The sequence below is a fragment of the Lichenibacterium dinghuense genome (assembly GCF_021730615.1).
In the GTDB taxonomy this organism is placed as follows: Bacteria; Pseudomonadota; Alphaproteobacteria; order Rhizobiales; family Beijerinckiaceae; genus Lichenihabitans; species Lichenihabitans dinghuensis.
The window spans coordinates 5,431,462-5,445,471 of sequence record NZ_JAJLMN010000001.1; the positions used below are offsets into that span (position 1 = coordinate 5,431,462).

8 protein-coding genes are annotated in these 14,010 nt (G+C 65.2%); 1 reads left to right on the forward strand and 7 read right to left on the reverse strand.

Translation table 11 applies throughout. The annotated features are described in order from the left end of the window. Positions 1-302: 302 nt before the first annotated feature. The 7 genes from L7N97_RS26125 to L7N97_RS26155 form a co-directional block, all read right to left on the reverse strand. Positions 303-1,268 (reverse strand): calcium-binding protein, encoded by a 966-nt coding sequence (locus tag L7N97_RS26125; protein WP_237481360.1) that lies wholly within the window; start codon positions 1,266-1,268, stop codon positions 303-305. A 24-nt stretch (positions 1,269-1,292) separates the two neighbouring features. Beyond that, positions 1,293-1,952: a hypothetical protein gene (locus tag L7N97_RS26130; protein ID WP_237481362.1), complete on the reverse strand. Its 660-nt coding sequence runs from the start codon at positions 1,950-1,952 to the stop codon at positions 1,293-1,295. Between the two features lie 505 nt (positions 1,953-2,457). Beyond that, entirely contained in the window at positions 2,458-4,332 is a 1,875-nt protein-coding gene (locus tag L7N97_RS26135; protein WP_237481364.1) for a phosphatidylinositol-specific phospholipase C, read from the reverse strand. 530 nt (positions 4,333-4,862) lie between these two features. Continuing rightward, positions 4,863-6,527: a fatty acyl-AMP ligase gene (locus tag L7N97_RS26140; RefSeq protein WP_237481366.1), complete on the reverse strand. Its 1,665-nt coding sequence runs from the start codon at positions 6,525-6,527 to the stop codon at positions 4,863-4,865. A gap of 56 nt (positions 6,528-6,583) precedes the next feature. Continuing rightward, positions 6,584-9,373 carry a putative capsular polysaccharide synthesis family protein gene (locus L7N97_RS26145; protein ID WP_237481368.1) on the reverse strand — a complete coding sequence of 930 codons (2,790 nt, stop codon included), beginning with the start codon at positions 9,371-9,373 and terminating at the stop codon, positions 6,584-6,586. Between the two features lie 211 nt (positions 9,374-9,584). Further along, positions 9,585-9,911, reverse strand: a complete 327-nt coding sequence (locus L7N97_RS26150) for an acyl carrier protein (protein WP_237481371.1) — start codon at positions 9,909-9,911, stop codon at positions 9,585-9,587. A gap of 39 nt (positions 9,912-9,950) precedes the next feature. Continuing rightward, positions 9,951-12,281: a sulfotransferase gene (locus tag L7N97_RS26155; RefSeq protein ID WP_237481372.1), complete on the reverse strand. Its 2,331-nt coding sequence runs from the start codon at positions 12,279-12,281 to the stop codon at positions 9,951-9,953. A gap of 174 nt (positions 12,282-12,455) precedes the next feature. On the opposite strand from L7N97_RS26155, the gene L7N97_RS26160 reads away from it, so the two are divergent. Then, the gene (locus tag L7N97_RS26160; protein WP_237481374.1) at positions 12,456-13,958 is read left to right on the forward strand and encodes a B12-binding domain-containing radical SAM protein; all 1,503 of its coding nucleotides are present in this window, start codon (positions 12,456-12,458) and stop codon (positions 13,956-13,958) included. Positions 13,959-14,010 lie beyond the last annotated feature (52 nt).

Below are 14,010 nucleotides of genomic sequence, written 5' to 3' on the forward strand. Positions count from 1 at the left end.
GTGATCGGGAGCGACGTCGAGGCAGGCCCTCAGGATCTCAGGATCTGCCGGATCGGCCTCGAAGGCGCGCCGAAGATCCGAGCGGCATCCCGCCGCGTCTCCTATCGCCAGTAGGCTCAGGGCGCGGAGAGAGAGCTGTTGAGCAGTCGGGAAGGACGAGCCACGACAGGCGGCATCGATGCGTTCGAAGGTCTCGCGGGCCGCAGGTGAAGCGATGAGAACGGCCTCTTCGAGGCTGCCGGCCCGAGCCGGTGCGTGCAGCAGCCCCGGGCAGCCGACGTGCCCGGGTGTTCCTCCCACGATCAACTCGTGTGGCGCGTGTTCGTGAAGGTAAGGTTGACGTTGCCGACCACGGTGATCGAGCCACCGCCTGCGAAAGTGTAGACGATCCCCGACTGACCGCCGACGCTGGCCAACGCGGCGCCGGTGATGTCAGTCATGGCCTTGTTGAGATTGAGGAAGGCGGCGCTCTGCCCGCCGAACACGGTATCGACGCTCTTGGCGGTGAGGTTGTATGCCACGGCGCCGGAGCCGAGTTGGAGTGTCGTATGACCGCCGCTGTTGACCGTCTCCGCGCCTTGGAACGCCGTCGGGCCGTTGACGGTGTCGCTCCCCGAGCCCGCGTTGATGGTCGCCGATCCACCGCCGGTCGGCGCGTAGACCATGTTGTTCCCAGATACGAGCGTGATGCTGTCCTTGCCAGACCCCGCCTGTACCGTGTCCTGAGGCGTGCCGCCGAGGATCGACTGGCCGGCGACGATCGTCGTCCGGCCGGAGCCCGCAACGATGAGGCTCTGGCCGCCGCCCGTCAGCGTGTTCGGGCCCGAGCCGCCGCGGATCGTGTCTCGGCCGCCGCCGGACGCGATGTATTCTTTGCCGGATCCGGCGACGAGATCAGCGGCGGCCGTGTTGCCGACAATCGTGTCGCGGCCCGAGCCGCCGACGACCGTGTCGGCCCGATCCTTCGCCGTGTTGTGATGATTGATGTTGAGATAGTTCGTTCCACCGCCGAGGGCGACGGCGACGGGGCCGTTCGAATTGATCTGCGTGTTAACGTTCGGGCTCAGTATCGCGAGCTGGTCTTCGTTGGCGTTCACGAAGGTGTAAGGAGCCGGATCAGTATTCACGACGACGCCGATGTGGGACGTCTTGGTCAGAAGACCGTTCGCTTCCAGCGCCTGGATGATCTTGTTCTTCGTCGCAACCGGCACCTTCTGCAGGAGGGCCCGCACGTCAGCAGCACTGCTGTTGGGGTACTGGAACTGCATGGGATGCGCCTCAGCCTGCGGAGACTACCTCTTCGCGCGAAACACGCGCACCGGCGGTGCTTGACGTTGCGTCGTCAAGCTTTCGCTAACCCTAGCTGCATTCAACCCGAAGCGGAAGCCCACGATAGGGTCGACTCCGGAAAATTCGACGGTCCGACCCGTCCTGATCACCGGCGGCGACCCGAGCGTCATCACCTCGGCCCTGATCTCGAACTGGTCGGCTGCACCTCCCGTCAACTCCAGGCCCAAGCTTGTCAACGCGTCGGCACGTTGACGGCTGCCGGCGAACTCTCCTGGATCGTGCCAGCGGAACCAATCTGGCCCACCCTGCACCGTTCGAATGCGAATGCGGACGCCCAGGTCGTCGCGTCCCGTCGCGATGGCGAGCCCCTCGATTGGCAACACCTCGTCCGGCCCCGCTACCCAAGCGTCCGCGCCGACGGATACATCGCCGCGCCGCGACACGTGGGCGAGGACACACAGGCTGTCGGCGCTGGGCGGAGTTGGCATCGCGCCCGGTCGGCCTTCACGAGGCGGATGAGAAACACCGTCGACCGCGGGCGTCGCGCTCGCCGCTGTGCCGGCGTCAAGGAGGTCGATCAGAAACTTGGCGTCTGTGCCGCCACCGTCCACGCTGGAGACACGGATCTCGAACTCCCCCGGTCCCTCCGCGACCAAGATCAAGGCCTCCTTTGGGGCGAAAAGGGTGGACCCATTGCGACCCGGCGCCGATATCGTGTCGAGGCGTCCCGCCATGACGGCGATGTCTGCCCGAGGGTACGGTTCGGACGCCGCCTCGACGTAGCGCAATAGGTACAGGCCTCGCTCAACTCGACAGAAGGAAATGAGAGCGGCTGAACTACCGATCATTGTTCCCCCCCAACTTTACCGACATCGCTCGTGCTCGGCGACGATCACGGAAGATGTTTTCATCACTGCACCTCGGAGACTTTCGACCTGCAAGCAGACATCCGACTATTAACCGAGAGCCCTGACGTCCACGAACCGGTTCCAGCAGTCGTCTCACCCGACTTGCGCGAGCGCGGCGCGTCGTATGATCAGAGTGGGCATCAACCCCCTCGACCAGACCTTCTCGATCGGGAACCCTGTCGCGCGGGCCGTCCTCCCTGTCGAATGACGGCCTGCGATAGCCTTCCGCATCCTTAGCCTCTGCCTATGCGTCCGCCTTTCAGACACTGACGTCTGAGACATATTTGATGTAGTGAGGCTGATCAGATGCGGAGGGTTCACTGACAACGAAGACGTATTTAACCAGTTTTCCACCTGATCGCATGAATTCAATCGAGTCTAGCCCGTTTTCAGTTTTGACATCGTCAATCAGTGTTGATGCTTTTGACCACATCTGCCCATCAGATGAGGATGTATAGCTGATTTTTGTATATTGACCGCCGCTCAGCGAGCTTGGTGCACGAAAGAACAGATAGATCAGTCCATCACTGACACACACGCCCATAGAGCTACCCAGTTGTGGGTCGCCGGTGACTTTGCCGCAAATCCAGTGATCCAGGTCGCTGGAGTGGCCGTAGTGCATCAGATTGTCTTGGCCGCGCCAAAAGATCCAAACCTCTCCTCTGAACAATGTCGACACGATAGAATGTGTCGTCGGGCCAAGTGCGTCTATAGGCTTCGCAGGTGGCCAAGTCGACCCGTCCTCGGACATCGTGTGGAGAATGCGTCCGGTTTGGTCATTGGCATTGAAAAAGATATGCAATTTCCGCTGATGTACTATTGTACATAGACTATTCGATGTCGTATCGGCTGAATTGATTAGAGAAGGAGGTGTCCAATTTGATGAATTGGTAATAGTCCCATTATCGATCAGCGTCGAAAAATGAATAGTGTTTTTTGTTGTATCCGTAGATGCGTTCTTATTTTTCCAGAAAAGATACAACGTTCCCTGGAAAGACACAGCATTAAGAGATTGATCCGTCAAAGCCGCGTCTATGATTTGGGCGCTCGGAGGCCAGCTTGATCCATCCTGCGAGATGCGCCAGATGATCCGCCCGGTATCAGCGCTACGAAAAAACAGCACAAGGCTGCCGAGAAATTGATAAGAGAATACTTTAGATGGGGTATAATCCTGAGGGGAGGGCAGGTCCGACAACGTCCAGTCGGGTTTTGCGTTGCGTCCGACAATCAATGGAATCAGATCCTGGGTGCCGGAGGCTCCAACAAAGTCCAGAGCAATTACGCCTAACCTGTAGCGCCCTTTATATGAATTCAACCAATTTTGCGTCCGGAACAGCATGCCATCATTGTTGGATCCAACTGCGAAGTCCTTAGGATCTAAGAGCTTTGTCCATTTTGTAGCACTGAGAAAGTTCAGTATGAACCTCGATCCAAGAGGCTTTGAGAGCGCTAGTTGAAGAGTATTTTGTATGCTCCACCACTTCGCAGTTTTGGCGCTTTGCCCAGTTTCATTTCCTTTTGCATCGAAGTCGTCTTGAACCATACTATTATTGAAGACTTTTGGGTTTCCTTTCGCTTTGTTCCAGAGTTCTGGCGACATATCGATGCCAAAATTGTCGTAATGTTGTGGCCAATTCCACCTCCGAATCAAGATGATGAAGCCCTTCGCCTCGCCGAGGGTCGGAAAACTTTCTTTCCGATACCACAGCGAAGTTGTGTTCGTGATGATACTGCGGACGTTCGAGTCGAAATCCGACGAACTCAACTCCTCTTTCAAGGACATCAGTATGGTTTCACCAGGGTGATCACGCAAGAAATTTGCGCATATTCCAAGTACAGTGTTGTCGCGACCTGCGGCGTAGAAGTCGAGATTGCAGTAAGTCGCCTTCCTTCCCTCACCGTGATAAACTTTCATGATCTTAGCGGCGGAGTCCCATCCGAGGCGGATGTCGAGGAAGCGTATTCCGGCCTCGAGCTGCTGCTTGAGGTTCAAGGTTTGTGTTTTGATCCAGTTGCTCGGGAATGCGGTAATGTTATAAGCACCAGAGTCGTGCGTACCAGGTATGGACATGTCAATGACGTTTGTATCTTTATCGATTGAAGACATCCAATCGGTCATAGATGTCGAGGACATGCCCTGTTCTCCCTATTTTATGTCGTCTCTACATATTAATATTGTAGATCTGGTGGTACGTTGAGCATCCTATGCTCCATCAAGTAGCCACCGATCGGTCAGCGTTTTATTTTCATCGCTCTAATGATGGACTCATTGATTCGAGTTTGCTCGTGTTTGAGCGACTCACATCGAAGTGGCGATAAGTCGACGGCCAAGGAACGCGAACCTCACACCATCACGACCCGCTTCTCGACTTACGAGGAGACATTCCTACCCTCCACATTTCATCGGCGATGCGCTTTCACCATCTGATATGAATCGAGACTTGTCCAGTCGAAAACTCGATTTTTCGTTGCGAGACATCACGTTGGTCAACGCTGCCCGTCACGCGAAGACATGATCGGATGTAGACTGCATGCAGCGTCGCAAAGGCCGACACAAGCGATCGTTACAGAGGTTCGATCAAAGAGACGATTTGGCCCTCGTCGTCATACACGCATCTCGGATGATAAGCTTTCTCGATCGTGCGCATCCTGCTGTGCTGCTCATCAAGGCGGTTCAAGCACCAGTCCGGCAACCGAGGTCTCCAGATCTCCGACCGACGCAATCACGGACTCAAGCGACCTCAAATAGGACGCGCGGCACGCCTCCCGCCTCACCTTGCCGCTGCTCGTCTTCGGCAAACTCCCCGCCCGCACGAGCACGACCTCGTGCAGACGCACGCCGTGGTACAGCGCCACGGCTTCCAGGGCCGCCTTGTGCATGGCCGCGACGGGCGGCGCGGCGAGGCCGCGCGCCACCTCCTGGACGAGAACGACCGCCTCGGTCCCGTCCACCTCGCGCGCGAAAGCCGCCCCGACGTCGCCGAAGCTCGGGTGGCAGGCCGCCACCGTCGCCTCGACGTCGGCCGCGTGGATCTTCTCCCCCCGGTGGACGATGACATCCTTGATCCGCCCCGTGACGGTCAGGACGCCGCCGCGCAGCACGCCGAGATCGCCGGTCCGCAGGAAGAAACGCCCGGGGTGGGCGGCGAGCCGCGCCCCGAACGCGGCCCGCGTCGCGTCGGCGAGGCCGAGGTAGCCCACGCCGACGTGAGGGCCGGAGATCCAGATCTCGCCCTCCTCGCCGTCGCGACGGGGTTGCAAGGTCTCCGGGTCGGCGATCGCGACGAGCGAGCCCACCGCCGGTGCCCCGCAACGGGCCGTCAGCGCCGGGTCTGTGGCTTCGGCTGTTCCCTCGGCGTCCGCGCGCGACAGATAGTCACCCGACACGAAGGTCACGGCCTCGGCCATGCCGTAGCAGGGGTAGAGTGCCTCGGCCCGGAACCCCGTGGGAGCGAAGCGCCGCGCGAAGTGCCGCAGGGTGGCGAGGCGCACCGGCTCCGCGCCACAGAAGGCCAGCCTCAGGTGGCGCAGATCGAGGTTCGCGATCACAGCATCGGGCACGCGGCGGGCACACGCCTCGAAGGCGAAGTTGGGCGCGCCGGTGATAGTGGCACGGTGCTGGCCGACGACACTCAACCAAGCCTCCGGCCGCCGCAGGAACGACAGGGGCGGCATGAGCACGCCGGGCACGCCGAAGTACAGCGGCATCAGCAGCATGGCGAGGCCCATGTCGTGGAACAGCGGCAGCCAACTCGCGAAACGGTCCCCCGGCGCAACGCCGAATGCGGTGCGGAGCATACCCAGGTTGGCCACCACGTTGGCGTGCGTCAGCATAACGCCTTTCGGCGCGGAAACGGAGCCGGACGTGTACTGCACGAAGGCCAGGTCGGCCGCCCGAGGCAGGCCGAGATCCTGGTTGGCGTCGCCGCTCCCCTCCTCGGCGCGGATGACTTCCACGCCCGGCGCGATAAATGGGAGATCGGCCCCGCCGGGGGTCACGACCGCGGCGCAGCGTGAGGCCTCGGCGAAGGCCTGCAGGCGCCGAAGGCTGCCGTTGCGCGGCGGGAGGGGGACGGGCGCGCAGGGCACGCCGGCGTAGAGGCAGCCGAAGAGCGCCACCACGGATCCGGCATCGGACCGGAGGGCGAGCAGCAGGGGCCGGTCCGCGGGCACGGCGCCGGCGAGGCGGCCCGCGAAGGCTCGCGCCCGGCGGTCCAGCTCCCCATAGGTGAGGACGTCGGGCTCGCCCTCGCCGCGGGTGAAGAACAACGCCTCGGCGTCCGGTCGGAGCCGCGCGTGTTCGCGAAGGGACTCGACGACGGTGGTCAAACAGATCTGCTCTCCTGAGCCATATCGGCGAGTCGACCCTGCGGCACGCGACGGGGCTATCCAGATCCCGTCACGGGGAAAATACCATCGCCGGTCACAGAAGACGCGGCGACTGCACCCAGGCGATAAGACCGCCCCTTTCCGCTCCAGCGGAAGCGGAACGCGTCGCGCTCGGCCTCCGTGTAGAGATGCCTGATCACCTCGGACTCGTAGATGCTGTCGAGCCAATGCGGGGGCGCCACGAAGGAGGCGAGAAAGGGTCGGTAGGTCGCGTCGTAGCCCTGGCTTTCGGAGGTGTTCGCGAAGGGGATGGCGACGCGGTCGCGGTCGACGAGCCAGCCGAGTTCGGCCTCCCTCGCAGCGAGAGCGTCCTCCTGGCGCAACACCAAGACCCTCAACCGGTCCGACGCGAAACGGAGGGACTTGCGGGCGTGGTCGAAGCGGTGCTCGCGGACGTCGAAGCCGAACGTCGCCTTGTACGTGTCGTCGAACCAGGCGCCCCAGAGATCGGGAATCCGAGCGATCCCTCGTCCGTCCCACCAGGCGATCAGGGCCTCGCGGTCCCTCACGATGTCCGCGCCGGTCTCCGCGCGATGCCGCTCTGCGGTGTAGAATGCCTGCGACAGGATGCGCGCGACGGGGTCGCGGATGCTGGTGACGAAGCGGAACCGCCTCTCAGGATCATCGACGGTTCGGGCCACCTTCGACGCGAGCCTGCACATCGGCTCAGGGTCGGTGCCCTTCAATGCCATCGCGCGGGGACCGAGGAAGTGGAGGTGGATCGCATTCGGGAAACCGGCGCTATGAAGGGCGGCGGCTAGCGCCATGGATCCGGTCTTCCCGAACGAGAGACAGCCCAGGGTCGGCGGCGAGTCGCGCTGCTCCGGCTCCTGTGGCGGGGCGGAGACGTCGAGCGTCGACGTGTTCGCATACCACCCGTTGCGGGTGTCGAAGCCCAGCCAGGCGTCCGCGAGGGCGCCGATGTCGACCGCGATGCCGCCGAGTGCCTTGATGCGGGCACAGTACACCTTGCCCAGCAGGCCCGCCGCGACCAGGAACACGCAGCCGGGCCGGGGCACGGACAGCGTGTCCATGAGCCGCTCGTAGGCTGTCGGGAAGTGCGGAGTCGCCGGCCCGGCGCCAGTCGCCGAGGGCAGGCGCTGCTCGCCAGGGACGACGTGCTCGATCACGCGCCCGATCCCCGCCCGTCGGGCGAGGGCCTGCGCGAGGCCCGGGTGGGGCGAAATCATCCCGAGGACGTCCTGTCCTTTGAGCAGCGCGGTCAGGAACGGCGTCTCGGCGTCGAGGGCGCGCAGCACGAGGGCATCGGTGAAGCGGACGTCGGGGCGTCCGGCGAAGCATCGCCGCAGCCACCGCTCCTGCCACGCCAAGTACCCGTAGTGCGCCGTGTCCCGGCGGAGCCGCTCCGCGCTGCAGGCGCCCACGACGTCGGCCGCGAGGATGGCCCTCTCGTAGGACGCGCGCAGGCGGGCGCGCTCTTCGGCCTGCGTCTCGGATGCGGTCTCGCCGAACCAGTTCTCCCACACCACGTCCAGCATGGCGCCCCGCTCGTCAGTCCCCAGACTGGCTACAACCTCCGCCCCCTCGCCGATGAGGTAGCGCGCCTCGCCGTCCCCCACGCGGATGAAGGCAAAGGGCCGGCGCGCGCGGATCGCGGACGCGATCGCCCCGCGCAGCGCCGGGGCGTCGAGCCACGCTTCGGAGGCGGCGTGGTCCCCTGCCGCGGCGATCTCCTCGTCGCGCGGATGCATGAGGGCCAGCTTGGCGTGGCCGCTGATCATCGCGAGATGCCGCGGGGCTCGAGCATGGGCAGCATCGACGCCTTCGCGCCTGAGGATGTCGATCACCGACAGGAGTTCGGCGTAACGGGCCTCGCCGCTGAGCAGGTCGAGGTAGTCGCGCAGGAAGGCGAGGTGGCGATAGCCGTCGGCGAAGGCCCGCGCGAGGACGTCCAGCCCCTGAGCCGCGCGGCCCTCATCCCTGAGAGCCACACCTTCCCTCCAGGCCGCCTCGGGCGTGGGGACGAGGTCGCCACCGGGCGATGTGGGCCGTAGTGGATCGTCGGCGGTCGGCGACGCGGGCTCCGGACGCTTCTCGGACGCCACCGCATCCTCGCCCGTGCGGACCGGACCGGAAGGTGCATCGGCGTCCATCAGGGCGCGCCTCAGGAGGTCTCCAAACTGTCCGCCCTCGATCAGCGCCATGTGGGCGTCGTGCCCGTCGACGTCCGGCACCGCCTCGACCGTCACACCGCTGATGCCGGCCAGGGCCAGTGCTGCCGCAGCATCCTGGGCGTTGTCCGCGCTGTGGACGAGGCATACGCGCGGCCGCGGCGAAGCCGTCGCGTAGAGGCGCGCCAGATCCGGCAGGTGAGGTCGTCGACGGTCGGCCCCGCGGTACGATACGATCTGCTCTTCCGAGATCAGGATCATCGCGTTGACTGCGAGCACGGCGGCGGCGCCCATCTCGAGCCCGTACAGCAGAGCGGCGTACCCGCCATTAGAGTTACCGTAGCAAGCGATGCGGGTCGCCCCGAGTTCGTCGACGACGCCTCGCAGGGTTCGGATTGTCGCACCCCGGTCGCCGCCCAGCGTTCGCAGGCCGCCCGCGTAGAGCTCACCGTCGGGGTCGCGGAGGTAGACGACGTGGACGCCGAGCGGGGCGAACCAGCGATGTGCGATGGGCAGCGGGAAGCCGAGCGAGCCGTGGCGGCCGCAGAAGACGAGCAGCACCTCGGTCGCGTTGCCGCACCGCACCACTCGCATCTCCTGCGCGGCGTCGTCCAGGAAACCCGCGAAGTTCGGGTCGTCGACGGCCGGCGGCATGCGTGAGAGCAGCATCGCGAGCCTCGCGACGTAGAGGCTGCCCGGGAAGGCCGCGACGAGATGGGGTGCGGCATGGGCCGCGGCGGCGAGTGCCCCATACCGGATCAGGTGCTCCAGCGCCAGGAACCAGAGCTTCGCATCGCCCGCCTCCGTCCGGGGAAGGCTGTCCTGCTCGAAGCAGTGGCGAAGGTGGCGCGCCAAGCTGCGCGGATCAGACATCGCCGACGGATCCAGGAGCGGCGCCGCGCGGCGAAGGCGCGGCGTCGGCCGACAGTCGTTCGTCGACCCAGGCCGCCAGTGCACGTACGTTGGCAGAGCCCTCCATGAGTTCGATCGGCATCTCCACGCTGAACGCGCTCTCGATCTCCAGCGCGACCAGCACGGCCTGATGGGAGTCGCTGCCGACCTCGTACAAGTCATCGTCAAGATCGAGATGCACGAGCCCGAGGACATCGGCGCAGATGGCCGTCACTCGGGCCTGCGTCGGCGTCATGTCGCGGAGCGCGAAGCTGGTGCGAAAAAATCCTTGGCTCCGCATGGGCGGTCATGACACGTCCGGATCATGCGCGTGTATCCTTCACGGTCCGCCAGCGTCCACTGCCGCAACGGGCAAGCACACAACTCTGAACGATTCTACCAAGATGCCGAGGGCACGACAATCGGGCGGGCTCTCGTCCGGCCCTTTCGGACGCATGATGAGTAGTTCGACGGCGAGCGTGCCAGCCTCCTCAGCCTCCTCGGCCTGCGCCACGAACGCGATGCGCGAGCGGCCTGCCGGGAGCGCGAACAGCCTTGGCTCGCCCCAACCGCTCCTCACGATGACGTCGTTCCCGTCCTCCCCGGATCGGACCGACTGCGCGACCCGGATCTCGACGAATAGCGTGCCTTTCGTCTGCCCGTGGGGGATCGATAGAACAGCGCGGGAGCCGTCCGTCCAGCAGCCCCACTCCTCCCGAAACGAGAAACCCGAGGCGAGGTAGGCTCCCGCATCTTCGTGGCCGAGGTGGACTGTGTCGCCCATCGCATAGGGCATGCGGAACGTGGCGAAGCGCGCCATCAACACCTCGGCATCCGCGTCGGGCCAAGCCTGAAGCACGGGGGAGAACAGGTGGCGGACCAAGGCCTGCTCGGCCGCCGTGTGGAGGGCGAGGTCCGGCGGGAGCGCCGCGATGGCGGTGGCGATTTCGTGCGGCGGGAGGGCGAGCCATTCGAACAGGCGGCCCGACGCGGCCCGTAGGTCCGAGCTGAGGTCCTCGTACTTCACGACGAGGACGGCCCCGCCGTAGCGTTCCTTGACGCTGATCAGGGTTCTCCAGGCGGCCAGCCACTGCGTCGCCGCTTCCTGGACCGTCCGGATCGGCCACGCGTCCCGGCCTCTGCGGGTCGCCTCGCGTCGCACCAGCGACGAGCGCACGACGTCAGCGGGGTTGCGGATCACGGCGACGACGCGCAGCTCGGGGAAGCGCGAGAAGAGGAGCGGCACATCCTCCCACTCGGCCGTGACCGGCATCTTGTCGCCGACGTAGCGGAGGTCCTTGCCTGGGAACATGCCGGCGAACAGTCCCGCGGCCACCGCGTGAAAGTGCTCCGGCTTAGGATCCCCCCCGCCGCGCGTGATCGCGGCCCTGCCGGGCCGGTCGCGATACACGGCCATGGCGGCGTTGAACGCTTCGTCGTCCGGATCGCCGGGGCTGTCCCAATCCTCCTCAGCGGGCGCCGGCTGCGCGACGATCGCGTCGATCCTGCGAAGGAGTTTGGTTAGCCCATATTCCTGCAACAGGCCGACCTGCGGATGCTCGGTCAGCATGGCGCGCAACAGGGACGTCCCGCTGCGCGGCGCGCCCGTGACGAGCAGCCAGCGCGGCCCCTCGATCCGCGGCACCGCCACCTCGGGCACGAGCGCGGTCATGCCGTCGGCTATTGCGCCGTACAAGCCGTCGAGCTGCAGCCGTTCCTCGGGCGTCCGGGCTCCCGTCGCGACCAGGAGGTCGTAGATGCCTTTCTCGCGCGCCCCCGCCATCGTGTCGGCCTCGGCTTCACCGACCGAGTGGCGCTTCAGACCGTGGCTGAGAAACTGCCCGACCTTCCGCTCGCCGGCTTCGTCGAGGAGCGGCGGTCGCCCCGCAGCCTCGGCGACCCGGGTCAAGGCGCCCTGCCAGGATCGCAGGAGGTCGTCGAAAGTCACGAAGACGCGCGCAGATCCCCGCGTGGCCCGCTCCGCGGCCATCGTGTACGAGGCCCAGAGGGACAGCCCTCGGGACATCTCGAAGCCATCCCGCGCCTTGAGGGACGCAGCGACCTCCGACGGCCGCCGCAGCATGATGACGTAGACGGGACGAAGGCCGCGGCCGGTCAGGATCTCCTGCCAGAGGGGGACCAGCAGCGAGAGCCGGGGATCCTTCAGGATGAGCGGCCCCGGCCCATGAAATTGGTTTGTGAGAACCTCCGCGGCACGCGCGACCTGCTCTCGCGTCGCCGCCGCGGAGGGTATGGGGGGACGGTCCCAAGTCCCGCCGGCACGCGCTAGGGCGTCGTCGTCGAAGGCGACCACGGCCCGCGACTCCCAGCAGCCGGTCGGGTTATCCACGGGGTGGGGCGGCAGAAGGTCATGCGGCAGATCGCCGAACCCCGCCAAGCTCAGGGCGCGCGCCATCGCGGACGTGCCGCTCCGATGCGAGCCCAGGATCACGTAGATCGTGCCACCCAAATCCGAGCCCTCGTTCCTCGGTACAGTCGATCCATCCACACGCTGCAGATCCGAAGCCTCTCGAAGGCTCCCCACCGACCGATCGATGCGCTGTCGCGAGCGAAGCGCTGCACCGGCAGGGTATTGAAGCGGCGGGCGCGCGTCGATGATGATGAAGCGTACACGCGTGAAAACGCACGCGATCGAGGCGTGCGCCCGCATCCCGATCGATGTAGAACCATCCGACGTGCGCAGGGGACGCGTTACGAAGGTGCGCCGAGCGGTGGTATCTCGGCGCGCGTTCGGCGCGTCCGCTGTAGGACGAGCGCGTCCAACGCCGAGCGCGCCCTGGACCGTCGAGCGCATTCACGGGGTTCAACCATGCAGAGTGCGGGCGTGAGGTCGCTCTACCTGATCAACCCTCGGCCGCACGTCGCCAACTACGACGTCGCACCTGGCTTCATCACGATCCCCGACCTCGCCATCCTGACCGTCGCGGCGATGGCGCCGCCGGGCTGGGACGTCACGGTGTGCGAGGAGGAGATCCTCGATGTGGACCTCGACACGCCGGCCCGCTTCGTCGGGCTCACGGGCAAGAACGCGCAACTGCCGCGCATGATCGAGTTGGCGGACGCGTTCCACGCTCGCGGTAAAGTCGTTCTCGTCGGCGGTCCGTTGGCCAGCCTGGATCCCGAAGCCCTACGGCCGCACGCCGACATCCTTGTCACCGGCGAGATGGAGGACATCGCGCCCCGCCTCTTCGCGGACCTCGCGTCGGGCAAATGGAGCACGCACTATGAGGGTGGTCGCCCCGACCTGCGCACGTCGCCAGTGCCCCGCTGGGACCTGTACCCGGTAGACCGCGCCCTGATGGGCGCGCTGCAGACGACGCGGGGCTGCCCGTTTGACTGCGAGTTCTGCGACGTCATCCGCTACAATGGGCGCAAGCAGCGCCACAAGGACGCGGATCAGATCCTGCGCGAGTTGGACGCCCTGCATGCGGCGGGCTTCCGTCAGGTGTTCCTGACCGACGACAACTTCACCGTACATCGCCAGTTCGCTCGCGCGACGCTCGACGCGTTGGCGGATTGGAACGGGCGGCACGCCACCGACCCCATGCGGTTCGTCACGCAGGCCTCGGTCGACGTCGCCCGCGACGAGGACATCCTGCGGCGCTGCGCGAAGGCCGGGCTCGACCACCTCTTCGTCGGCATCGAGACCGTGAATACAGCGAGCCTTCGCGAGACGAACAAGCGGCAGAACCTGCTGATGCCGGCCCACGAGGCAGTCCAGCGCATCGTTTCGCAGGGCATCCTCGTCCGCAACGGCCTCATGGTGGGCTTCGATCACGACGGGCCCGACGTCTTCGACACCCTCTTCGACTTCCAGCAGTCCGCACCGCTCCCGATCCCCACCGTCAATGTCCTTTTCGCCGCTAAAGGGACGCCGTTGCACGACCGCATGCATCGGGATGGTCGTCTCGTGGAGCGCGACTCCAGATGGAGCGAAAACCTTTTCAGCAATGTCGTCCCGAAGCTGATGACCTACGATGCCTTGATCGAAGGCGCTCGGTCTCTGGCGCGTCGCCTGTTCGTGCCGGCCGCCTTCGAGCACCGCGTGATGAACTTCATCGCGGCCTTCGGGACGGCGGCCGAGGGATCGGCCGAACGACCAACGCCAGGTCGGTCCGCTGCCGGCCCACGGGGAACCTACGCGCTGGGCTGCATGCGCCGCATCGCGTCGCGCGGTGAAGACGAAGCCAGGATGGTGTCGCGCGTGCTGGCCGCGGGGGCACGGAAGCCTGGCACCCTGCGGAGCATCATCACCTGCCTCGTCTTCTACGATCAGTATCGCGCCTACCTGGACGACGCCGACCGGCGCCGGCTCGTCGCGGCTTAGCGCGGTGCTGCATCCCGCCCGTCAGGCCGCGTGGTCGCGACGGCCGGAACTG

Bases quoted from the DNA above. Each gene is read 5' to 3' on its own strand.
- L7N97_RS26155 (WP_237481372.1), bottom strand. From the start codon at position 12,281: ATGCGGGCGCACGCCTCGATCGCGTGCGTTTTCACGCGTGTACGCTTC.
- L7N97_RS26150 (WP_237481371.1), bottom strand. From the start codon at position 9,911: ATGCGGAGCCAAGGATTTTTTCGCACCAGCTTCGCGCTCCGCGACATG.
- L7N97_RS26125 (WP_237481360.1), bottom strand. From the start codon at position 1,268: ATGCAGTTCCAGTACCCCAACAGCAGTGCTGCTGACGTGCGGGCCCTC.
- L7N97_RS26135 (WP_237481364.1), bottom strand. From the start codon at position 4,332: ATGTCCTCGACATCTATGACCGATTGGATGTCTTCAATCGATAAAGAT.
- L7N97_RS26145 (WP_237481368.1), bottom strand. From the start codon at position 9,373: ATGCCGCCGGCCGTCGACGACCCGAACTTCGCGGGTTTCCTGGACGAC.